This is a genomic window from Paenibacillus woosongensis (assembly GCF_009725165.1).
Lineage (GTDB): Bacteria > Bacillota > Bacilli > Paenibacillales > Paenibacillaceae > Fontibacillus > Fontibacillus woosongensis.
Map to the genome: position 1 here is coordinate 111,242 of NZ_WNZW01000009.1, position 22,330 is coordinate 133,571.

The 22,330-nt window shown below is 49.5% G+C and carries 21 protein-coding genes and 1 tRNA gene; 7 read left to right on the top strand and 15 right to left on the bottom strand.

The genetic code is table 11. The annotated features are described in order from the left end of the window. Positions 1 to 37 precede the first annotated feature (37 nt). The 8 genes from secG to GNP95_RS19055 form a co-directional block, all read right to left on the bottom strand. The gene (gene secG / locus GNP95_RS19020) at positions 38 to 271 is read right to left on the bottom strand and encodes a preprotein translocase subunit SecG (RefSeq protein WP_155612437.1); all 234 of its coding nucleotides are present in this window, start codon (positions 269 to 271) and stop codon (positions 38 to 40) included. Between the two features lie 157 nt (positions 272 to 428). Then, a complete protein-coding gene (locus GNP95_RS19025) occupies positions 429 to 650 on the bottom strand; it encodes a hypothetical protein (RefSeq protein WP_155612438.1) in 222 nt (73 codons plus the stop codon). Positions 651 to 1,264: 614 nt separating this feature from the next. Beyond that, positions 1,265 to 2,551: a phosphopyruvate hydratase gene (eno, locus tag GNP95_RS19030; protein ID WP_155612439.1), complete on the bottom strand. Its 1,287-nt coding sequence runs from the start codon at positions 2,549 to 2,551 to the stop codon at positions 1,265 to 1,267. Between the two features lie 29 nt (positions 2,552 to 2,580). Continuing rightward, complete coding sequence (gene gpmI / locus GNP95_RS19035) at positions 2,581 to 4,128, bottom strand: 2,3-bisphosphoglycerate-independent phosphoglycerate mutase (RefSeq protein ID WP_155612440.1); 1,548 nt, start codon at positions 4,126 to 4,128, stop codon at positions 2,581 to 2,583. Further along, positions 4,129 to 4,881 carry a triose-phosphate isomerase gene (gene tpiA, locus GNP95_RS19040; RefSeq protein WP_155612441.1) on the bottom strand — a complete coding sequence of 251 codons (753 nt, stop codon included), beginning with the start codon at positions 4,879 to 4,881 and terminating at the stop codon, positions 4,129 to 4,131. Between the two features lie 31 nt (positions 4,882 to 4,912). Then, a complete protein-coding gene (locus GNP95_RS19045) occupies positions 4,913 to 6,094 on the bottom strand; it encodes a phosphoglycerate kinase (RefSeq protein WP_155612442.1) in 1,182 nt (393 codons plus the stop codon). A gap of 202 nt (positions 6,095 to 6,296) precedes the next feature. Next, entirely contained in the window at positions 6,297 to 7,307 is a 1,011-nt protein-coding gene (gap, locus tag GNP95_RS19050) for a type I glyceraldehyde-3-phosphate dehydrogenase (RefSeq protein WP_155612443.1), read from the bottom strand. An 82-nt stretch (positions 7,308 to 7,389) separates the two neighbouring features. After that, positions 7,390 to 8,451 (bottom strand): sugar-binding transcriptional regulator, encoded by a 1,062-nt coding sequence (locus GNP95_RS19055; RefSeq protein ID WP_155612444.1) that lies wholly within the window; start codon positions 8,449 to 8,451, stop codon positions 7,390 to 7,392. 481 nt (positions 8,452 to 8,932) lie between these two features. Here GNP95_RS19055 and GNP95_RS19060 point away from each other — a divergent pair, with 481 nt between their 5' ends. From GNP95_RS19060 to GNP95_RS19090, 7 genes are all read left to right on the top strand, one after another. Then, positions 8,933 to 9,982, top strand: a complete 1,050-nt coding sequence (locus GNP95_RS19060; RefSeq protein WP_230873915.1) for an extracellular solute-binding protein — start codon at positions 8,933 to 8,935, stop codon at positions 9,980 to 9,982. Between the two features lie 176 nt (positions 9,983 to 10,158). Then, positions 10,159 to 10,554 (top strand): hypothetical protein, encoded by a 396-nt coding sequence (locus tag GNP95_RS19065; protein WP_155612446.1) that lies wholly within the window; start codon positions 10,159 to 10,161, stop codon positions 10,552 to 10,554. A 55-nt stretch (positions 10,555 to 10,609) separates the two neighbouring features. Further along, positions 10,610 to 11,929 (top strand): ABC transporter substrate-binding protein, encoded by a 1,320-nt coding sequence (locus GNP95_RS19070; RefSeq protein ID WP_155612447.1) that lies wholly within the window; start codon positions 10,610 to 10,612, stop codon positions 11,927 to 11,929. 187 nt (positions 11,930 to 12,116) lie between these two features. Further along, positions 12,117 to 12,191, top strand: a tRNA-Arg gene (locus GNP95_RS19075). Positions 12,192 to 12,532: 341 nt separating this feature from the next. Then, entirely contained in the window at positions 12,533 to 13,129 is a 597-nt protein-coding gene (clpP, locus tag GNP95_RS19080; protein WP_330163514.1) for an ATP-dependent Clp endopeptidase proteolytic subunit ClpP, read from the top strand. A gap of 88 nt (positions 13,130 to 13,217) precedes the next feature. Further along, entirely contained in the window at positions 13,218 to 15,014 is a 1,797-nt protein-coding gene (gene ade / locus GNP95_RS19085) for an adenine deaminase (protein WP_155612448.1), read from the top strand. A gap of 29 nt (positions 15,015 to 15,043) precedes the next feature. Further along, a complete protein-coding gene (locus GNP95_RS19090; RefSeq protein WP_155612449.1) occupies positions 15,044 to 15,778 on the top strand; it encodes a DsbA family oxidoreductase in 735 nt (244 codons plus the stop codon). Positions 15,779 to 15,897: 119 nt separating this feature from the next. On the opposite strand, the gene GNP95_RS19095 is transcribed toward GNP95_RS19090, so the two are convergent. The 7 genes from GNP95_RS19095 to GNP95_RS19125 all read right to left on the bottom strand — a co-directional run bounded on the left by GNP95_RS19095 (position 15,898) and on the right by GNP95_RS19125 (position 22,261). Then, positions 15,898 to 16,695: a DUF3298 and DUF4163 domain-containing protein gene (locus tag GNP95_RS19095; RefSeq protein WP_155612450.1), complete on the bottom strand. Its 798-nt coding sequence runs from the start codon at positions 16,693 to 16,695 to the stop codon at positions 15,898 to 15,900. 147 nt (positions 16,696 to 16,842) lie between these two features. Next, positions 16,843 to 17,892: an ABC transporter substrate-binding protein gene (locus GNP95_RS19100; RefSeq protein WP_155612451.1), complete on the bottom strand. Its 1,050-nt coding sequence runs from the start codon at positions 17,890 to 17,892 to the stop codon at positions 16,843 to 16,845. Positions 17,893 to 18,169: 277 nt separating this feature from the next. Then, positions 18,170 to 18,976: an ABC transporter permease gene (locus tag GNP95_RS19105; RefSeq protein WP_155612452.1), complete on the bottom strand. Its 807-nt coding sequence runs from the start codon at positions 18,974 to 18,976 to the stop codon at positions 18,170 to 18,172. Next, on the bottom strand, positions 18,976 to 19,824 hold the full coding sequence (locus GNP95_RS19110; RefSeq protein ID WP_155612453.1) for an ABC transporter permease: 849 nt from the start codon (positions 19,822 to 19,824) through the stop codon (positions 18,976 to 18,978). The genes GNP95_RS19105 and GNP95_RS19110 overlap by 1 nt, the downstream gene beginning before the upstream one ends. Continuing rightward, positions 19,821 to 20,789, bottom strand: coding sequence for an ABC transporter ATP-binding protein (locus tag GNP95_RS19115; protein ID WP_155612454.1), 969 nt, complete (start codon positions 20,787 to 20,789; stop codon positions 19,821 to 19,823). Before GNP95_RS19115 ends, GNP95_RS19110 begins: the two co-directional genes overlap by 4 nt. A 268-nt stretch (positions 20,790 to 21,057) precedes the next feature. Beyond that, positions 21,058 to 21,810, bottom strand: coding sequence for an SIMPL domain-containing protein (locus GNP95_RS19120; protein WP_155612455.1), 753 nt, complete (start codon positions 21,808 to 21,810; stop codon positions 21,058 to 21,060). A 181-nt stretch (positions 21,811 to 21,991) separates the two neighbouring features. Beyond that, complete coding sequence (locus GNP95_RS19125) at positions 21,992 to 22,261, bottom strand: HPr family phosphocarrier protein (RefSeq protein WP_019640181.1); 270 nt, start codon at positions 22,259 to 22,261, stop codon at positions 21,992 to 21,994. Positions 22,262 to 22,330: the final 69 nt, after the last annotated feature.

A 22,330-nucleotide genomic window follows, 5' to 3' on the forward strand; every position in this document is an offset into this window, starting at 1 on the left:
GTTCGAAAGGAACGAGGGCTCTCTTATATACGGTATCCTATTTAATAACAACGGCAACGGCAATGGCCAGAATGAAGAATCCAGCAGCAAGTACAACAGTAGCCCGCTCCAGAACAAGCTCCATGCCGCGCGCTTTCGCTTTGCCAAACAGATGTTCCGCTCCTCCGGAGATGGCGCCGGTCAGACCCGCGCTTTTACCTTCCTGCAGAAGGACTGCCGTGATTACACCGATGGAAAAAATAATAAGCAATATTTTCAAAAACAATTCCATTGAATCCACCTCCTAAGTGAGAACATCCAAATTACTTCAACGATTATGATAATGATATCATGTCATAAACAGAAAAACAGCATTATTATTGTACCATAGCATCCATGGAATGACAACCTAGATAAGCAATGTACGCCTACGTTTTCCATTCTTACATTCATTGCTCTAAATCCAACGGTTGGAGGTGCTGAATTATTTTTGCAAGAAGCTCAGGATAAAGCTCCATTCTTAATTCGCACGTAGAAGTACTATCCATTTCAATATAAATTTTGTCATTCTTCGTTCCTATTCTTAAGACATATGTTGGATCCGTATATGCAACGACTTGATGGTGATCATACTTAACAGTAAACTCTCTGTACTCTTCATTTTTATTCATAGATTCATCCTCCTTCTAAAGCTCAGAAATAAGCCAAAAAAAAGTATGCTCTTGTTTTCTGAATCTTCTGGGACTAACCTAAATCATTTGTAGGCTCATCGAGAACTATCACATTACACGCTGTCCACTCGCTTTTACGCTCATCATGAATCGTTGTTTCTAGTTCTAAATGGAATTATAGTAGTTAATTTCTGCGGCAAAGAAAAGAAGGTAGATTTAAATGGATTTTATGTCGTTAGAAGAAGGGAATTTGCCCATCATGGGCGGGATTCTTGATTTTAGGTACATGAAATCCATCTACTCCCCTAAAACATTCGTTTAGAGCATAATTAGATACATGAATTCCATTTAGTGTTCGAGCTTGTGTTCGGCAGCTTACTTAACATTGGCCACAGCGTGAGATTTAGAGTTCGATAGCCTGTATAAGATGAGCCAAAAAAAAGAGGCGCCCCTCAGTCATCTTTAATGACTTCTAGGACAGCACCGTCGTTTTTTTATTAGGGTTATACAATTTCTCAGATCAATTGCATTTTTACCGTTAGCTTAATATAAAAACTCCCGCATTCTCTGAATGCGGGAGTAATTGTCAATAGATGCTGAAGTTCTGCTTCAGACTATTGTTTCAGGTTGTAGAAAGATTTCAAGCCGTTGTATTGAGCCAGCTCGCCCAATTGGTCTTCGATGCGAAGCAATTGGTTGTACTTCGCAACACGGTCTGTACGGGAAGGAGCACCCGTTTTGATTTGGCCAGCGTTTGTCGCTACAGCGATGTCAGCGATCGTGCTGTCTTCGGACTCACCGGAACGGTGGGAGATAACTGCTGTGTAGCCTGCGCGTTTTGCCATTTCGATCGCGTCGAAGGTTTCTGTCAACGTACCGATTTGGTTCACTTTGATCAGGATGGAGTTACCGATACCGTCTTTGATTCCTTTTTCCAGACGCTCTGTGTTTGTTACGAACAGGTCGTCGCCCACCAGCTGGATTTTATCGCCCAATTTCTCAGTGAGCAATTTCCAGCCTTCCCAGTCGTCCTCAGAGCAGCCGTCTTCGATCGTAACGATTGGGTATTTGTCCACCCAAGAAGCCAGCAAATCAACGAATTCAGCTGGAGTGTAGGATTTGCCTTCACCTTCAAGATGGTATTTGCCGTCTTTGAAGAATTCAGTAGAAGCAACGTCCATACCAAGCACAACGTCTTCGCCTGGTTTGTAGCCTGCTTTCTCGATCGCCTCAATGATGGAAGACAGAGCGTCCTCATTAGAGGAGAAGTTAGGAGCAAAGCCGCCCTCGTCGCCTACAGCCGTGTTCAGGCCTTTTGCTTTAAGTACGGATTTCAGGTTATGGAAAATTTCAGCGCCTACGCGAAGTGCTTCTTTGAAAGTAGGTGCGCCTACAGGCAGAACCATGAACTCTTGTACGTCAACGTTGTTGTCCGCATGCGCGCCGCCGTTCACGATGTTCATCATTGGAACAGGAAGCTGCTTCGCGTTGAATCCGCCAAGGTATACGTACAGCGGAAGATCCAGAGCGTCAGCTGCTGCGCGGGCTACAGCCATGGACACAGCCAGGATCGCGTTCGCGCCGAGCTTGCCTTTGTTAGGCGTTCCATCCAAAGTGATCATCAGCTTGTCGATGCCAAGTTGATCCAAAGCGTCCATGCCGATCACTTCAGGAGCGATAATTTCGTTTACGTTCTCAACAGCTTTCAATACCCCTTTACCCAGGTAACGGGATTTGTCCTCGTCACGCAGCTCAACTGCTTCGTGAGCGCCCGTGGAAGCGCCGGAAGGAACGATAGCGCGGCCGATTGCGCCGGACTCCAGATATACTTCAACTTCTACCGTCGGATTACCGCGGGAGTCTAGGACTTCGCGAGCGTATACGTCAGAAATAATAGTCATTGTATAGTCTCCTTTGATATGTGTATTTTTTATGCTTTACGGCTGGCGATCATCGAGGTGCCTGTCATTTCTTCCGGTTTAGGCAGACCCATCAAATCCAGAAGCGTTGGCGCCACATCCGCCAGGATGCCGCTATCACGTAGTATAACATTCTCATCAGTTACGATGAAAGGAACCGGGTTCGTCGTGTGCGCAGTGAACGGACGGCCGTTCTCATCAAATACCATGTCGGCATTCCCGTGGTCGGCGATAATGATGACGACGCCACCTTTTGCCTTAACGGCATCCACCACTTTGCCTACGCATTCGTCAGTTACTTCCACCGCTTTCTTCGTTGGCTCCAGCATACCGGAATGGCCTACCATATCCGGATTCGCGAAGTTCAGAATAATCGCGTCATGCTTATCAGACTCGATCTCCTTCACGGCAGCTTCTGCCACTTCATAAGCGCTCATTTCAGGCTTCAGGTCGTACGTGGCGACCTTCGGCGAGTTGATCAGCACGCGCGTTTCGCCTGGCAGCTGAACATCACGTCCGCCGCTGAAGAAGAATGTGACGTGCGGATATTTTTCCGTTTCAGCGATGCGAAGCTGAGTTTTCCCATGCTGTACAAGAACCTCGCCAAACGTGTTGTCCAGATCCTTCGGCTTATAGGCTACATAGCCCTCTACCGTCTCCGCGAACAGCGTCAGGCAGACGAAATGCAGACCTTGCGGGAACTTCGGTCCCCGGTCAAAGCCTTGGAAGTCCTTGTTCGTAAATACGTTCGACAATTGAATCGCCCGGTCAGGACGGAAGTTCAGGAACACGACCGAATCGCCGGACTCGACAAGCGCGATCGGCTGGTCATGTCCGTCTACGATGACGGTCGGCATAACGAATTCGTCGAAGACCGATTTCTCGTAGGATTCCGTCACGGCTGTGATCGGATCGGTATATTTCGGCCCTTCGCCATATACCATGGCGCGGTAGGACTTCTCTACGCGATCCCAGCGTTTGTCGCGGTCCATTGCATAGTAGCGTCCTTGCACCGTGGCGATTTTGCCTACTCCGACTTCCTCGATTTTTGCAATGAGACGCTCGATGAAGCCCTTCGCACTGTCCGGAGCCACGTCGCGGCCATCCAGGAATGCGTGGATATAGACCTCGTTCATCTCTTCCTTCTTCGCAAGGTCGAGCATCGCGAACATATGGTCAATGTGGCTGTGTACGCCGCCGTCAGAGAGAAGTCCATACAGATGCAGCTTCTTCCCGTTAGCCTTGGCGCTGCGCACGGCATCTACCAAAGTCTCGTTCTCGAAAAATTCGCCTTCACGGATCGACTTGGAAATCCGGGTCAAGTCTTGGTACACGATGCGTCCGGCACCGATGTTCAAGTGACCTACCTCGGAGTTCCCCATCTGTCCTTCCGGGAGACCTACAGCCTCGCCGCAAGCGGTCAGTGTCGTATTCGGATATTCCTTCAGGTAGCGGTCGTAGTTCGGCTTATAAGCCTGGGCAACCGCGTTGCCTTCCGTCGTATTCCGCAGGCCGAAGCCATCCATGATGATGAGTGCTACAGGTCTTGGAGCTGCCATTTATTGCGCCCCCTCGACCAGTTGAATATACGAAGCAGGCTGCAGGCTGGCACCGCCGACAAGCGCGCCGTCGATGTCGCTTTCGCCCATATATTCCTTCACATTCTCAGGTTTTACGCTGCCGCCGTATTGAATACGGATTTTGCCGGCAACCTCTTCATTGTACAAATCTTTAATAAGGCTGCGGATGTAGGAAATCACTTCATTCGCAGCCTGAGCCGTAGAAGATTTGCCCGTTCCGATCGCCCAGATTGGCTCGTAAGCGATAACCACTTGTGCGGCCTGCTCTGCGGACAATCCTCCCAGCGCCGCTTCGGTCTGCACCTTAACGACTTCCTTCGTTTGGCCAGCCTCGCGCTCTTCCAGCTTCTCGCCGACGCAAGGAATCGGAGTCAAGCCATGCTTGAATGCAGCATGAACTTTCTTATTCACGATTTCATCCGTCTCCCCGAAGTAAGCCCGGCGTTCGGAATGCCCGATAATGACATAATCGACGCCCAGATCCTTCAGCATTCCACCGCTGATTTCACCGGTAAATGCACCTTCATCTTCGAAATGCAGGTTTTGAGCACCAATTTTGATTTTCGTTCCTTTAGCCGCTTCGACCAAAGCTGGCAGATTCGTAAAAGGAGCGCAAATTACGCTCTCAACGCCGTCTACCTCCGCTTTGCCTTTCACCGCTTCGAAGAAAGCTTTTGCTTCAGGAACGGTTTTGAACATCTTCCAGTTCCCTGCAATGATCGGTGTTCTCATGCGGTTCACTCCTTATCTTTCACTGATAGTGTTACTTGTCGTTCAGAGCCACAACGCCTGGAAGCGCCTTGCCTTCCATGAATTCCAAGGAAGCGCCGCCGCCCGTGGAGATGTGGTCCATTTTATCCGCCAGGTTGAATTTCTCAGTTGCCGCTGCCGAGTCGCCACCGCCGATAATCGTGTAGCCTTCCGTCGAAGCGCAAGCTTCTGCTACCTCACGAGTACCGTTTGCGAAAATATCAATTTCAAATACGCCCATCGGTCCGTTCCATACAACCAGCTTGGAGTTTTTGATAATTTCCGCATATTTGGCGCGCGTCTTCGGCCCGATGTCCACGCCTTCCCAATCTGCAGGAATGCTGTCGATATCGACGACTTTATGGTTGGCATCCGCGCTGAAGTCATCCGCAACAACGATGTCTACCGGAAGCTCGAAGTTTTTACCCAGCTTTTTGGCTTTCTCGATGAATTCGAGGGAAACATCCAGCTTGCTCTCATCCAGCAGGGATTTACCGATTTCATAACCTTGCGCTTTGAAGAAGGTATAAGTCAGTCCTCCGCCGATCAATACGTTGTCGGCAATGTTAAGCAGGTTGTCGATCACATCGATTTTGTCCTTAACCTTAGAACCGCCAATAATCGCTGTGAAAGGACGATCCGGATTGGACAATGCTTTGCCAAGAACAGCAAGCTCTTTCTCCATCAGCAGGCCGGATACGGCTGGCAGATGATGAGCGATGCCTTCCGTCGAAGCATGGGCACGGTGAGCCGCGCCAAACGCGTCATTGACGAATAGATCAGCCAGCTCGGCGAATTGCTTTGCAAGCTCAGGATCGTTTTTCTCTTCGCCTGGATAGAAGCGCACATTCTCCAGTACAAGTACATCGCCATTGTTCAGGGCAGCTACTTGTGCTTTAACTGCTTCGCCGACAGCTTCGTCAGCTTTCGCTACTTTTTTGCCGAGCAATTCGGACAGGCGTTCCGCAGCCAGGTTCAGGCGCAGCGATTCAACCACTTGGCCTTTCGGGCGTCCCATATGGCTGGCAAGGATTACTTTCGCGCCTTTCTCCACCAAATAGTTAATGGTAGGCAGCGTCTCACGAATACGAGTATCATCAGAAATTTTACCATCCTGAACTGGGACGTTAAAATCGACGCGGACAAACACGCGTTTGCCAGTTACTTCCACATCACGTACACTTTTCTTGTTCATCTCCACGTTCCTCCTAAGGTATGCGGCTATGGCTTCTAGGCCACTATACGCCACGGGTTCTCTTGAATGATTTCTCTCCTAAGCGGTGCTTGTATCTCTATAATTTGTGTGTGTGAATGTCGATTCTATAACTTCATGAACCAAAGAGGAGTCCTGCAGCCAGGTCGCTCCTCTTTGGTATATAAGCTGTTATATAACGGGATTACTGAGCTTTTTTAGCGAAGTACTCCAGCGTACGAACAAGTTGTGCTGTGTAGGACATTTCGTTGTCATACCAAGCTACAGTTTTAACCAGCTGCTTGTCGCCAACGGTAAGAACTTTAGTTTGCGTAGCATCGAACAGGGAACCGAAAGTGATTCCTTGGATGTCGGAAGATACGATTTCATCTTCAGTGTAGCCATAAGTTTCTGGATCAGAAGCAGCTTTCATTGCTTCGTTGATCTCTGCAGCTGTTACGCTCTTCTCAAGAACAGTTACAAGCTCAGTCAGGGAACCTGTAGCTACAGGCACGCGTTGTGCTGCGCCGTCAAGTTTGCCTTGCAGTTCAGGGATAACCAGACCGATAGCTTTAGCCGCACCAGTCGTGTTAGGAATGATGTTCTCAGCAGCTGCGCGAGCACGACGGAAGTCGCCTTTCGCATGAGGAGCATCAAGTGTGTTTTGGTCGCCTGTGTAAGCGTGGATTGTCGTCATCAAGCCTTCAACGATACCGAACTTGTCATTCAGAACCTTAGCCATTGGAGCCAAGCAGTTCGTCGTACAGGAAGCGCCGGAAATAACCGTCTCGGAGCCGTCAAGGATTTCATGGTTAACGTTGTAAACAACAGTTTTCATGTCGCCTGTAGCTGGAGCGGAGATAACAACTTTCTTCGCGCCGCCTTTCAAGTGAAGCTCAGCTTTTTCTTTCGTTGTGAAGAAGCCAGTGCACTCCAGAACGATGTCCACGCCAAGCTCGCCCCAAGGAAGCTCTTCAGGGTTGCGGTTAGCCAGAACTTTAACTTCTTTGCCGTTCACTTTGAAGAAGCCGTCGTGAACTTCTACATCGCCTTCGAATCTGCCTTGAGTTGTATCATATTTCAACAGATGAGCCAACATTTTAGCGTCGGTCAAGTCATTAATCGCTACTACTTCGATGCCTTCTACGTTTTGAATACGACGGAAAGCAAGACGTCCAATACGTCCAAAACCGTTAATACCTACTTTTACACTCATTGATAGTTCCTCCCAGTGTGTTTGTTTTTTATTATTCAAGACTGGCCTGATAAGGCAGTCATGAGTAAATAAGGTTAAACGATCAAATAACGCTGTTCTGCTGTTTTTCTTTTTGCTCCAGTTCGCTCACGATGTCCATTGCCGCGGCTTCGTCCGTGACAAGAATGTCTTCATGTCCGAACTGCAGCACCGCGTGTATAGCTTTGGCCTTGCTTTTGCCGCCCGCGATTCCAATCACCGTGTCCGTCTTCCTGATGTCTTCCAGACGGAGTCCCAGGGTCAGCATTTTGTGAACAACTACGCCTTCTTTATCGAAATAGTATCCAAATGATTCTGCAACCGCGCCATCCTTCTGCAAGTCCTCGATCATTGCTGTATCGAGCTTGCGGCGGCGGGCCATCTCCGTAGCATCCCCGATGCCGTGCACCACAATCCGCGCCTGGCGAATCGTGCTTACGATATCCTGAATATTCGGGTCGTGCACCAGTGACTGATACGCCTCCTTGCCGAGCAAATCGGGCACATGCAGCAGCCGGTAACCTGCTCCAACCCGCTTAGCCATGCCGGAAGCAATCGTATTCGCCTGGATTTCCAGGCTCTCGCCGAGCCCACCTCGCGCCGGAACGAACCAGTTCTGCTTGAACGCTGCATTCGCCGGCGGATTCAGCTGCTCCGCTACCTCGGCCATCGTTGTACCGCCTGTGACCGCTACGACGTCTCCGCCGCGCATGGCCCCTAGCAGCGCTTTGGCACCTGCCAGACCGAGCTCCCGCTTCGTCAGCGGAGAGGTCTCCCAGTCTCCAGGAATGACCACAACCTTGCGCAATCCAAAGGCTTTGCGAATCTTCTCCTCCAAATTAGCGAGGCCGAATATTTCCTTTACGATCGGCTCCATATCTTCTAGCAGTTTCCTGCCCGAATCGCTAATCCTCATGCCTATATTCTCGATTTCAATCAGGCCTTGAGCCTTCAGGAGATCTGTTTCGGCACGCAGTACACGTTCCGTCATGTTTAGCGAAAGCGCCAAGGTTCTGCGACCAATCACATCCGATAACATGATCTGGTGAAGTATGGTATGCCTTTTCTTGAGAATTTCCATGAGATCTGGAAGAAGCTGCTTCTGCATTTCTAAAATATTTCGCATGCTTTCCACTCCTGCAAGCTTCGTCTTCCTCTCCATCTCCCTTGGCCTTAAAATGTCCCGGGTTAACGTTTTAAGTCCCACTGATATTTTAACCAATTTTGGTCCCTGTTGCAAGTGTGATGTCCCTATATTTCTCTATCTTCTGAAGGCTTATTCAATAATCTTCGATGAAATTCGCCAAGACATGAAAAACGGCGTTTTTATGACTTTTCCCGCCATTCCGGCAGCAACATGCTAGACAATCTAGTTTGATGATTTACAAATAGTAGAGACGGGGGTATACTCAAATTGGCATCTAATTACATTTTTGGGAAATGTGGTGTAATCATTGCGTGTTCGGACAACATATATTCTTATCATTTGCCTGTTTTTTATAACCGGATGTACGGGTCAGCCCTCCCCTTCCGAATTGAACGACAGCGAACTCACCCTAAACATCGGCTACTTCTCAGAGAAACAGTTTGAGAATAGATATTCATCCTTGCTGTCGATTGAATATCCGAAACTAAATTACAATGTAATACCGACAAGCGACTTAATAACGGAGAGGATATCCGTACAAGAATGGACTGCTGAGAACGCTGTGGACCTAATCTACCTTCCGCCGGCTTATCTGCAATCTTTGGCAAATAACGGACTGCTCCAGGAGCTTGATCCATACATACAAAAAACCTCCTTCTCTCTGGATGCTTTCGTACCGAGCGCCGTAGAGCTCATGAAGCAATATGGAGATGGCAAGCTGTACGGGCTGGCTCCAACCTTCTATAGCCGGGCACTTGTATACAACTCTCGTTTATTTGACCAATATGGCGTTCCATATCCCAAGGATCAAATGACGTGGGAAGAAATTATTGATTTAGCCCATCAATTCCCCAAAGGGCTGACGCATTCTTACCCGTCGAACGCCCACTTTTTAATTAACATAGGGCAAACCGAGAACCTCCAAGCCTACAATGAGGATACGAAGCAAATCACTTTGGACAGCTCCTCATGGGCAGATTTGCTGGAGCTTACCCTTGAGCCGCTAAGAACAGGCAACATTGCCCTTCATGATTTAAATGACAATTTATTTTTAACAGGCGAATATGCCCTGGGCATTATCACTTACGAAGAATTGATTCAGCTGGAGCAGCAAGGCTCGGATCTGGAATGGAAGCTGGTAACCATGCCAACCCATCCAGCGGAGCCGGATTTAAGCCACCACTATGTGTTAGACGGCATGTGGGCGATCCCTGCCAGTTCGACCGAAAGCGATGCAGCCTGGGAATTAATCCGTTTCTTTATGTCAGATCAAACTGCCAAGTGGTCGTATCGTTCCGTTTATGGCTTTTCTTCACTCAATGCTTACACTTCCATGGGGCAGAGCACGTCAGATATAGAGGCCTTCTACAAGCTTAGACCTGCATATCGTACAAGCCCGGTTCCAAGCACCATTTATGAGCTTCTAAATGAAGCGATAGAACAGGCCATCTCCGGTAATGCAAGCGCAGAACAGGCTTTAGCTGAAATCGCGAAGAAAGAAATTCAATAACTGTATCCACTCTGCAATTAGGTTGATGTAATCGGGGCAATCCTGTTCCGTTTACATATAAGCATCCAGACTCGCACTTCAGCATTATGCCGAGAGAGGAGGGTTTGGTTCTTACCTTTTTACAGGATTCGTGTTGACTTTCAATAATAATAAAATGAAGCAGGGAGCGTGTTTAAATGAAAAAGGTAACATTAGCTGCTGCAGCCACTTCGCTTTTTTTGGCAATCGCTATCCCAACATTTGCTGCGGACATCGATACGCCAGATCCAAATGTAACAACGGATGCCTTCATCGGTACGAGCCAGTATTACGCCAACACGGTTAGGGGTAAGTCTTATGCACTTACTTCGAATACTAAAATGACCAGTCTAAATGTTCAAGGAACCTTTTATCAATCTTCAACCCAGAAAGAAACCGGCACTGCTACTACGACCAGCAGAAATACCGAAGCCGCCTGGTTTACAAAAGACGGCGTATACTCCAGCAATGGATCCTACACTTTAAATACGGCATCAAGAACTTATTTCTCTGGAGGCAAATACGCCCAGGATTATGCGTCGGATAGCTGGTAATAAATAGGGCGGGTCAATCCCGCCCTATTCTTCACTTACAAGGAGGAACATACATATGCCCATAAGACGCGGACTGCTCATGATCTTACTTCTTATCATCGTCTTTCCGTCACTTGCAGGATGCCAGAGGCCCCAGCAGGTTAAACCGGTTACGATCAAAGTCAGCTATCCGTCAGCACAACAGTTCTATAAAATGTTCGGCTTTGCTTTTCAGAAATCGCACCCCCATATTGAAATCCAGGTCATCCAGGATGAACCCGGAACGGACGCTGGCAGCTTCGATACAGAGGCTGATGTAATCTATATAAACGGAATGGATCAATACAAAGCAGCAATAGAACAAGGTAAGCTTCGACAGATCCCTCCGCCCCTATTAAATCCATCAACGAACGAAGGAGATCTCTCGCCAATCGTTACCGCACTACTTAGCTCAGCTTCCGAGGACGGCCGCTACTATGCGCTAGCTCCTACTTTTCATAGCGAAGCGCTATATTTCAACAAGAAGCTGTTTGATGAATATAACATCACTTATCCGTACGACGGAATGAGCTGGAGCGATGTATTTGCTCTGGCGCAGCGATTTCCTGCGGAAGATAAAGAAGGCAACCGTTTGTACGGCATCCAAATGAATTATTACAAGAACGTGACGATGAACTATATCCTTAAAGCCGGGGAGACTGAGAACTTGTCTTATTTCGATCCCCATACCATGAAAGTGACAATGAATACCGAACACTGGAAATCGATCTGGTCCGACGCGGTTCAGGCTTTCCGTGCAGGTGTCGTTTATGACCTAGGAGAAGAGCTTGATTCAATGAAGCATCCGGCATTCTTGACAGAGGATGCGGCAATGACTGTGAGCTCCAATGTTCTCGCTTATAACTTCGAGCCCTTTTCCCATTTTGAAGGCGGTACAATGCTTGACTGGGGAGTGGTTAGCGCGCCTATAGACCCGTTGAATCCTGATACCTCCAACTTTTATGAGATCTTTGACTTTTTTGGCGTCTCTTCAATTTCAGAGCATCCGGAAGAAGCGCTTGAACTCGTCAAATTCATTGCTGGCGATGCTCTTAACAGCCGTCTGCTGGCTCAGAAACAGCCCAATTACGGCTTGCCGGCCGTAACTGAATATGTCCACCCGGTAGGCGAGCGTGATCTCTCTCCCCTTTATTCGCTTCAGGCCAACCCCGATTACATCGACCCGTATACCCAGGTCGACGCCAATGTGCTGGATGCTTTTCAATCTGCCGCGCAATCCGTGCTGGATCGGCTCCTGCAAAATGAGCTGACGCTGGAAGAAGCACTCGCGGAGGCGGAGCTGCGTGGCCAAGAAGCGGTCGATACGACACTTGCTGAGCTTGAGCTGAAGCAGTAATGCTCAAAATAAATTACAGGCCGCCAACACGTTTCGGCCGGTTTGTCCCAAGGTTGTTTTTCAGCCCGCAGTATGGTTCTCGGGGGCAGACGGACATGCCGTCCATACACGTGTTGGCGCATAATAAAATTTGCCACTTGAAATTTGCCCCCCGATGCCATATAATCATTTTTGTTACGCTAAATTTGCGCCCGTGGTCCAATGGATATGACGTAGGCCTCCGGAGCCTGAGATCGAGGTTCGATTCCTCGCGGGCGCGCCATCTAAATTTCAACCTTCAAACGCACAAAGCCTTATATAAGGCTTTTTTTATTTTTCGACACGCAAGCAGCGTTCTTGTTACTGTCAGAACCGGAACGGATCATGGATGCACCAGACCAAGTGGTGCTTTTTCTTTTTTTATAGTTTGACCATCTTTGACTTTCTGCTTAAAATTGTTTATGATGAGGTTAATAATTCTCGATTTCGTCAATTATGAGATTGATTGAATCGATACATGAATCTATATTACAATGGAGGCTATACTGCTCGCTTCGCGATTGGCCCGGCCTTTATCGAAGAGACGCTAGTAGGAGCTCGAACCAATCTAAGGAGGTTTTATCGGTGAGTTATATTCCAATGGTCGTTGAACAAAGCAACCGCGGAGAACGCGCATACGACATTTATTCCAGACTGCTGAAAGACCGTATTATCTTCCTTGGTAGCGGAGTGAATGACGTCGTTGCCAACTCCATCATCGCGCAAATGCTGTTCCTGGATGCAGAAGACCCAGGCAAAGATATTCATTTGTACATTAATAGCCCTGGCGGCTCAATTACCGCAGGCATGGCGATTTATGATACGATGCAATTTATCAAATCGGACGTATCGACGATTTGTGTCGGACTGGCTGCTTCCATGGGCGCATTCCTGCTGAACGCAGGCACCAAAGGCAAGCGTTATGCGCTGCCTAACAGCGAGATCATGATCCATCAGCCGCTAGGCGGTGCGGAAGGACAAGCGACGGACATCGAAATCCGGGCTCGCCGCATCCTGAAAATGCGCGATAAACTGAATCATATTCTTGCGGAGCGTACTGGACAGCCGCTGGAGCGGATTGAGAAGGATACGGACCGCGATTACTTTATGAGCGCTGCCGAAGCAATGGAATATGGCATCGTGGACAAAGTAATTGAGAAAGTCACTCCTGCTGGAGTGTAACGATTGTAAATAAGGCTGTCCTCCAAGCATTGTTTGGAGGACAGTCTTTCTTGCAATTAGGGTGCTAGGTGTAAAGGAGACCAGAGAAATGAGCCATAACCGAACGAACAAACAATATGACGTCAGCCACAGTCTGGGCCAGGTTGCCATGGGGGCAGAGCCTGCCGATCTGGTCGTCACTAACGGTACGCTGGTGAACGTATACACCGGCGAACTGATCGAGAACACGGATGTAGCCATCAAGCATGGCCGCATTGCTTATGTAGGCCATGCCTTACATACAATAGGAGCTAGTACGCAGGTGATCGACGCTGCTGGAAGGTATATTTCACCAGGTCTGCTGGATGGACATATGCACGTAGAAAGTACGATGCTGTCTGTCACCGAATTCTCCAAAGCGGCGCTAGCCAAAGGAACCACTGCAATATTTATGGATCCGCATGAAATCGCCAACGTATTCGGAACGGAAGGGGTCCGCCTCATGCATGAAGAAGGCCGCGGTCTGCCGCTGAAGGTATACACCACCTTCCCTTCCTGTGTTCCGTCCACGACGGATTTGGAGGATGCCGGCGCCGAGCTGCATGTCGGCGATATCGCAGAGGGCATGACCTGGGACGGTGTTGCAGGCTTGGGCGAGGTGATGAATTTCCCCGGCGTTGTGCATGGGGAACCGAAAATGACCGGGGAAATCAAAGCCACAATGGAAGCCGGCAAAGCGGTCACCGGCCACTTCCCTAGCGATGACCAGCAGCAGCTTCAGGCCTACATTGCCGCGGGTGTGACCTCCTGTCACGAGACGGTTACAAGAGAGCAAGGCTTGGCCAAGCTAAGACTCGGCATGCATCTGATGATCCGCGAGGGCTCCGCCTGGCATGACGTCAAAGAAGTTATCAAAGTTGTCACTGAAGATCGTGTAAGAACCGACAACATTATGCTTGTTACCGATGACGTCTACCCCGAGACGCTGGTTGAGAAGGGACATCTCAACCATGTTGTCCGCCGCGCTATAGAGGAAGGTGTCGACCCGGTTACCGCTATTCAGATGGGGACGATCAACACAGCTCGCTACTTCAAGCTCGATGGCGATATCGGCGGAATCGCCCCGGGCAAATGCGCCGATCTGCTGCTTATCGATGATTTGCGGCAAATGGAGCCTTCCAGCGTTATTACGAACGGCGAACTGGTCTATGATCGCGGCAGACTGTTAGCTCAGTTCCCCAGCTATGTCTATCCGGAGAAAATACGGCAATCGGTTCATTTAGCCCGCCCGCTTACTGCAGCGGACTTCCTGCTGAGCAGCCGAAGCCAGGGAACAAGCACCAAGGTGCATCTCATCCAAGCAATTGAGAACAGCGCCCGCACAGCGAAGGCAACAGCGACGCTGCAGGTCTCCGGCGGCATTATCCAGCCTAACCCTAAGCAGGATATCGTTCAGCTGGCGTGCATTGAGCGTCATCATGGCACCGGACAAATCTCTCTGGCTTTCGCCCAGGGCTTCCAATTGAGAAGCGGAGCAGTTGCTTCTACAGTGGCCCATGACAGCCACAACCTGCTCGTCATGGGAACGAATGCAGAAGATATGGCTCTCGCAGCCAATGAGCTAGCCCGGCTAGGCGGCGGCATGATAGCTGTGGAGAACGGCCAAGTTCTCGCCACGGTGCCTATGGTCATCGCCGGCTTGATGTCCGATCAGCCGCTGGAGACTGTAACCAGGGAAGTGAAGCAGCTTGCTGCGGCCTGGCAGCAGTTGGGCTGTCGATTGAACGCACCATTCATGACCTTCTCGCTGATCGCCCTGCCGGTCATTCCAGAGATTCGCATTTCAAATCGCGGTCTGGTTGACGTCACCGAGTTCAAGCTCATTCCTGTAGAAATCATCGAATGATAGAAGAATAAACTTAAGGAGGCAATCCCATGAAAGTAGATATATGGTCAGACTTTGCTTGCCCATTCTGCTATATCGGCAAACGCAAATTCGAAGCAGCCTTGAAGCAATTCCCTCATGGCGATCAAGTCCAAGTTGGCTTTCGCAGCTTCGAGCTCGCGCCCGATGCCGAGAAGAAGACCGGCAAGGATATTAACACGGTGCTAGCCGAGAAATACGGCATGCCCTACGAACGAGCCAAACAAATGAATGAGCAAGTCACTATGCAAGCCGCTGAAGTCGGGCTGGAGTACCACATGGATAACGTCATCCCAACGAACACCCATGATGCCCATCAATTGACGCAGTTCGCCAAACAGCATGGCAAAGGAAACGAGCTGGCCGAACGGTTGTTCAAAGCTTATTTCACGGAAGGGCTTGATCTCAGCGACCATCCTACGCTTGCCCGGCTATCGGCCGAAGTAGGCCTCAACGAACAGGAGGCTCTTCGCGTTCTTGAGGAAGGCGCCTTCGATTCCGCGGTGATCGGCGAACTCCAGCAGGGCGCACGCCTTGGAATTACCGGCGTTCCTTTTTTTGTCTTCAACGATAAATACGCCGTATCCGGTGCGCAGCCAAGCGGAACATTCCTGGAAGTGCTTGAGCAGGTGTGGCAGGAAGAACAGCAGCAGCCATTGCAAGTGATTTCGGGCCAGGCTGGCGGAAATTCGGACACAGGCCCGAATTCCGACCCCTCCTGCTCGGACGGATCTTGCTCCGTTTAGGAGCTCACCCAGAACTGACGATAGCTCCCCTCATCGAAGGCAGGTTAAAAACCCGTCCTTATGAGGGGAGCTATTTTGTAACCTTAGAATTGTTCCACTATCGCAAAGCATAAACAATATTATTTGTGTCTCGTAAAATCAAACGGATTCGCACCCGCTGGCAGCAGCTGCGAGAAAGGAAAGTAGAACTCCGGAAATCCGTTCACATAAGGCAGATACTCATACAACGGGAAAAAGATGACGACACCCTCGTCCTTGACATAATACGACGGATTCGGGCCAATCGTCTTGAAATTGCCAAAATAGCCCTGCGTCTGCTGCATTTGCTGAGCAATGGCAGGATCAACGATTTCGCGATAATTCGGATTCGCCCGCAGCAGCTCGTCAAGCGTTAGCAGCTTGCCGTCCTTCAGCCGAAAGGTCAGACCTTCCCGGTAGCTGTTCCCATGTGCTCCCCCGGTGTAAGCATAGGTCTGTTCATAGAGGCTCAGAATGCAATTCTTGTTATAGGTGACCGTATAGCTGCCCAAAAATTCATACTTATGCCCGCTTGGGGAAGGTTGGTTCTGCTTTGCTTCCTTGACGGATTTCTTCACGAAATCCTCCGCGCGGGCTTTGAAGTGCGAATTAAGCTTCCGTTGGACGGATTTGCTCTTCAAACCGCTTATATGGGGATATTCCGCTTTAATCGATGCCCCTGGCAAGGACTTCGTTATCGTTCGCGTCTCGACTTTAACCCCTTGTTCAGCAGCTGCTGTTGCTTGGGCTGTCCCGGCGAATGATGCCTGCTCGGCTTGAACTCCACTTCCCAGAGCTGCATCCTCTGCACTAACGTTTCCCTCAAGCATTATTCCCGCCGATAACAATACGGCCGCGAGCAGGCATAACCCAATCCGGCAAATCCTCCACATCATCATCTTTGCCTCACCTCTTTCCTTGGATAGTCGAATTATGTCCCTCTTCCAGCAAAATCATGCCAACATTCGATCAAAGCGTCCGAGGCAAAAAAAAGCGAAGCGCAAATGCGCCTCGCTGTTGTAAATTATTGTTGCCATCGATGGCAGTTATTCCCGTCCGCTCTTCAGCTCTGTCCAGTAACGGTCATAGAGCTGCAGCTTATCCCCAACGTCGCCAAGCCATTCTGTGCGGGACAGTTCATCCGCAGAAAGGTTGATCATCGTATCGGCATTATATTCGTCGCTATGGAACTCCTTCGCCTTGATATTCGGATCGCTATAGCCGATCGACTCGTAGTTCTTCGCGCTAACCTCAGGCTCCAGCATGTAGTTGATGAACTTCTCTGCCAGCTCCTTGTTCTTCGCATCCTGCGGAATCGCATAATTATCGGCCCAGATCGTACCACCTTCTTTAGGCACAACATATGCAACGTCTGGATTGTCACTGGCAATCACGGAAGCATCGCCCGACCAGACTGTGCCGATCCAGCCCTCTTCCTGGATCATTTTATTCTTAATATTATCTGTATCAAAAGCAAGAACGCTTGGCAGCAGCTGCTTCAAGTCGTCCACCGCAGCGCCGATTTCCGCTTCGTCTGTCGAACTGTTCGATTTGCCGGCTTTTTTCAGAGCCATCCCGATCACTTCGCGGTTATCGTCCAGCAGCAGCACCTTTCCTTTGTAAGCCGGGTTCCACAGATCTTCCCAGCTGTCGATCTCGTCCTTGATGTACTTCTTATTGTACGCAATTCCCGTCACGCCAGTCATATAAACGATGGAATACTTGTTGCCCGGATCGAACACAGGGTCCTTAAACGCAGGATCGATGTTCTCAAAGTTCGGGATGTTCTCCATGTTCAGCGGCGCCAGCAGCCCCTCTTTAATCATAGTGTCGACCATATAGTCGGAGGGCTGAATCAAGTCGTAACCGCTGCCTCCCGTTTTGATCTTAGCAAGCAGATCCTCGTTGTTGGCAAACACGTCATATACGATTTTTACGTTATATTCTTTTTCAAAATCAGCGAGTACGTCGGCGTCAAAGTTATCCGCCCAGCTGTATATGTTCAACGTTTCCTTGCCAGATGATCCGCATCCGGATAATAGGGAAATAACTAACATGCTCGCCAGCAGCACGCCGGCCCATCTCATTTTTTTCAATTCTTTGATCTCCTCTCTTGGTAATGGATGTAGGGCAAGTACGTAAAATGTTCCTGCGATCGCTGTTGTTCCCGGATTTCTTGGATTATATAAATTCATATATGGCAGAAATCCGATCATAAAGGCGACCACAAGCTTATGCTTCCGAGGCAGCTTTCCTTCAGAAAGCTTTCATTTCTTCGGAATCATCTTCCTCCCTTGCCTGCATCCCATTCTTTAATTAATCTTATTTACTTTAATCATGTTCAAAAATCAACTTTTCAGCGCACTACTTATTTTAGAATGGGAGGAGGGATTTTTTCTTTTGCCCTTTCCCCCGATTCAGCGCATATTGCGCCAGAAGAATCAATGTGACGCTGACGATGATCAGAATCGTACACAACGCATTAATTTCCGGGGAAATACCCCGTTTTACTTGCCCGTAAATATAGATCGGTAGCGTCGTCGAGCTAGGCCCGCTGACGAAGAAGCTCACCATAAAATCATCCAAGGACAACGTAAAGGCGATAAGCGCCCCAGCCACGATACCAGGCATGATTTGCGGAAATGTGACATAACGGAACGTCTGCCACGCATCCGCCCCCAGGTCGTTCGCCGCTTCCTCCAGCTGCTTGCCCATGTCCGCCAGCCTCGTGCTGACCACAACGTAAACATAGGACATGCTAAACGTAATATGGGCTAGAATAATCGTTAGCTTGCCCATCGGAATATGGAACTGAGTGAACAGAACAAGCAAGGATAATCCCATAATAATATCCGGAATGATGATTGGCAGGTAGAGCAGTCCCCCCATCCCGGCCCGCATCTTGCGGTTCAACTTTCTCATCGACAGCGCGGCCATCGTTCCCAGGATGGTAGATGCTGCGGTCGATACCGCGGCAACGATTAAGCTGTTGCTCAGCGCCTCGATGACCCGGCGGTTTTTAAACAAAGAGAAGTACCAGTCCAGCGTGAAGCCGCTCCAGTCGGCAGCTAGACGCGAACTATTAAAGGAATATGCAATTATAAAAGCGATCGGCACATAAATAAACACCATCATCAGCAGCGAATGAAAGCCGAGCAATGGATGCGTCTTCGTCTTCATCAGCGCCCCTCCTTTACTTTGAGGTGCCTGGAAGTCATTGCTTTGTTAAACAGCGCAATCATAATCAATGAAGTGATCACAAAAATGATCGACAGCGCCGAACCGAACGGCCAATCCCTCGCTCCCGAGAATTGCGCCTGAATGACGTTGCTGATCATCGCCGATTTCGCGCCGCCCAGAATGTCCGTTACGACGAACATTCCCGTGGTGGAGACATAGACCAGCACCGAACCTGTCATGATGCCGGATCTGGTCTGCGGCACCGTAATGTGCCAGAACGACTTCCATGGTGATGCGCCGAGGTCGCTAGCCGCCTCCAGCAGCTTTTTGTCCATTTGTTCCAGCGCAACATAGATCGGCAGCACCATAAAGGGAATAAACGTATAGACCATGCCAAGCAGAACGGCTCCCCGCGTATACAGCAGCTGCAGCGGCTCGTGAATCAGGCCGATATCGATCAGCAAATTGTTGACGACGCCCTGCGTGCGAAGCAGCAGAACCCAGGCATAGGTGCGAATCAGGAAGTTGATCCAGAACGGAATTGTCACCAGAATCAGTCCCCAGGTCTGTCTCTTCGGTCCAGCATTGGCGATATAATAAGCTAGCGGATAGCTCAGCAGCAGACAGATCACCGTCGTCATGACGGACAGCACGATCGTATCCCAATAAATCCCCAAATACAGCGGATCGAAAAAGCGGGCATAAGAGTCCAAGCTGAAACCGGCTACGACGCCGCCAACCTGGTCACGGCCCATAAACGACATGCCGACGACAATAAGCATCGGAATGAGCATAAAAACACCCAGCCATAACACCACCGGCAGTACCGACAGGCTCGATTTCCTCATGGCCCGATTACCACCTCGTCCTCGGAGTTCCAGTCCACTCCTACCTTGTCGCCAATGCTCCAAGGACGATCATCCGTAATATCAAATATGATGGACACCGTCATCGGCTCGTTGTCTAACTGAACGATCAGCTTGTGTATGCTGCCCAGGTAGAGAACATCCATGACCTCTCCGCTGCGCTTCGAACCTTCCACCTGCCTGCTCGCCCGCAATTTCTCCGGACGCACAGCAAATAGCCGCCCATCGCTGGAGAAAATGTTATTCTCTCCTACAAAGGTGGCGGAGAACAGGGTGGCTGGCTTAGCATAAATTTCACGCGGCGTGCCGATTTGTTCCACTTGTCCGTTATTCATAATCACGATCCGGTCGGACAGCATCATCGCTTCCTCCTGGTCGTGGGTGACGTATACAAACGTAATCCCCAAACTGCGCTGCAATTGCTTCAGCTCGGATTGCAGATTCTTGCGAAGCTGCAAATCAAGGGCGCTCAGCGGCTCGTCCAGCAGCAGGACCTTCGGCTTGTTCGCAATCGCCCGGGCGATTGCTACGCGCTGCTGCTGTCCGCCGGACAGCTGATGCGGATAACGCTTGATCAGCGGAGTCAGCTGGGTCATCGTGACCGCTTCCTCTACCCGCTGGCGCTGCTCCTTGGACGGTATTTTCTTCATTTTCAATCCAAATGCGATATTATCCTCTACCGTCATATGCGGGAATAATGCATAGTGCTGGAAGACCAGGTTCAAATCCCGGCGGTTCGGAGGCAGATTGGTCAAATCCTTGCCGTCCAGCATAATTTTGCCGCTTGTCGGATGCTCGAACCCGGCGATCATGCGTAAAATCGTCGTCTTGCCGCAGCCGCTCGGGCCCAGCAGGGTTAAGAACTCCCCCTCTTGTATGGTGAGCGAAAGCGGATGCACAACGACTTGTCCTGCAAAGCTTTTCTCAACTTCAGACAGTTCAATCATGTATGCACCAACTCCTTTAAGTCTACTAAGAAAAAAAAGCCATATCCATTGGTATGGCTTTTAACAGGTCAGTCGATTCATTTTTTGCATATTCACTATACCTTGTTTTGTCCCTAGATACAACACTTTTCTAGGCCGTTTGGCAGAACCAAAGGAAGTTTTGTGAAGGTTTTGCGTGAATTCGGCTCATCAAAAAAGCCGCGATGCCCCTGTCCTTGGACAGATTCCCGCATCACGGCCCTGGTACAAGGCCCTAGAGGCTTCCAGATTATTTCATCTCGTACATAACAGAGAGTGTTGTCTTTACACTGATTTCGCCCGGCTCGATGGCGGTTCCCTGATCCATGGATGCCTTCTCCGCTACGGCGAAGCTCATATTCATATAAGGCGCGTAATCGTTGCTGGCCTGAGTGACGCTCAGCACAACGCCGACCTGACGTTTGGCGGCCTTGGCAATTGCGGCGGCTTTCATGTCGGCATTAGCCATCGCCTTCGCGATCACCTGCTCCTGATATTGATCGGGATTTTCGGTAGAGAAACGGACATTGTCAATGCGGTTAGCCCCTGCCTTTGTAATCTCGTCCAGCAGCTGGCCTACCTTCTCCAGATCGCGGTAAGTAATCGACAATGTATGGTATGCGGAATAGCCCTTGACCTTCTGGCCTTCCTTCTCGGAATAACTGTAGTTCGGCTGGACGGAGAACTGGCCTGTCTTCATATCCTTTGCATCCAGCTTCCACGTATCCTTGAGCAGCGCATTCACCTTGGCCATCTTGGCTGCATTTTGGCTTTGCGCTTCCTTTGCCGTAGCCGCCTGTGTCTCTACCCCTACCGAAATATACGCTACGTCCGGCTTAATCATGATTTCACCACTGCCAGTGACATTGATGACATTGCGCTGCGCCTCATTGTCAGCGTATACAGGCTGCGCCATATCCAGTCCCCCGCCAATCCAAGTTCCTCCAACCACTAATGCACTTGCGATCACAACTGCGCCAATCGGCTTGAACCATTTTTTCATTAGTAATGACCTCCAATATAGGGTGAGTTTAACTACTAAACGACGGTTCATATACAAATGTTGCAGCAATGGATTCATTCTTTAGGAAAAATATGTCCTAGTCCATTTCAAATTTAAAAAGGGATGACTTCGCGGGAGGAACCCCGAAATCATCCCTTCAAGAACACTGGCATAAACCATATTACTGGTTTTCCAGCTCCTCTTTGCTAACCAGATTAATTAAAGCGTTTGCGGCTTGCTCCGCGTCTGCGCCATCCGCACTGATATAGATTTCCGTTCCGGTGCTAATGGCAAGGCTCATAATACCCATGATACTTTTAGCATTTACTTTTTTATCGTCTTTCTCAACAAATATTTCAGATGAGTATTTATTCGCTTCCTGGACGAAAAGCGCTGCCGGCCGAGCGTGTAGACCCGTTTTCAATCGAACAGTTACCGGGTGTTTGATCATGAAACCTTACCCCCTATTACGAATTCAATAGCATGTTGTAGAACTATGTGATCATGGTAAATTTATATC